Below are 631 nucleotides of genomic sequence, written 5' to 3'. Positions count from 1 at the left end.
GCGAGTGACCGGGGTCACTGTTCGGGCCTGCGGGGTCCGGGGCGGGGTCCCGGGGCACGGTGTCGTCTGCTGCGTGCGGTTTTCCCTGGCGAGAGGGCCGAGTTTGAGCTCCCACGGACGGTTCCGGCCGGTGCGGTTCGGTGTGCTCGGGTGTGCGAGCATCGCGCGGCGGCGGATGCTGCCGGCGATGCTGCGGCAGCCGCGGGTGGAGTTGGTGGCGGTGGCGAGCCGGGAGCGGGCGAAGGCGGAGTTGATGGCCGCGGAGTTCGGCTGCGAGGCGGTGCACGGGTACGCGGAGCTGCTGGGGCGGGGCGACGTGGAGGCGGTGTACCTGCCGTTGCCGCCGTCGCTGCACGGGGAGTGGATCGAGGCGGCGCTGCGGGCGGGCAAGCACGTGTTGGTGGAGAAGCCGCTGGCGTTGGACGCGGGGCAGGCGCGGGCGGCGGTGGATGCGGCGGTGTCGGCGGGGCGGCTGCTGGCGGAGAGCTTCATGTTCCTGCACCACGGGCAGCATGCGGAGGTGGACGGGCTGCTGGCGGCGGGGGTGGTGGGTGAGGTGCGGTTGTTCAGCAGCCAGTTCGGGATTCCGCCGCGGCCGCCGGGTGACATCCGCTACCAGGCGGGGGTGGGC

The 631-nt window shown here is 74.0% G+C and carries 1 protein-coding gene; it reads left to right on the top strand.

The genetic code is table 11. The features are described 5' to 3' along the window. Window positions 1-130: 130 nt before the first annotated feature. Window positions 131-631 (top strand): Gfo/Idh/MocA family protein (locus tag DEF28_RS26685; protein WP_199493582.1); only part of this gene is annotated, 501 nt, incomplete at its 3' end.

Source organism: Marinitenerispora sediminis (assembly GCF_003336425.1).
GTDB lineage: Bacteria > Actinomycetota > Actinomycetes > Streptosporangiales > Streptosporangiaceae > Marinitenerispora > Marinitenerispora sediminis.
The sequence above is the reverse complement of the archived record's forward strand: the minus strand, read 5'-3'. Positions and strand labels throughout refer to the sequence as shown.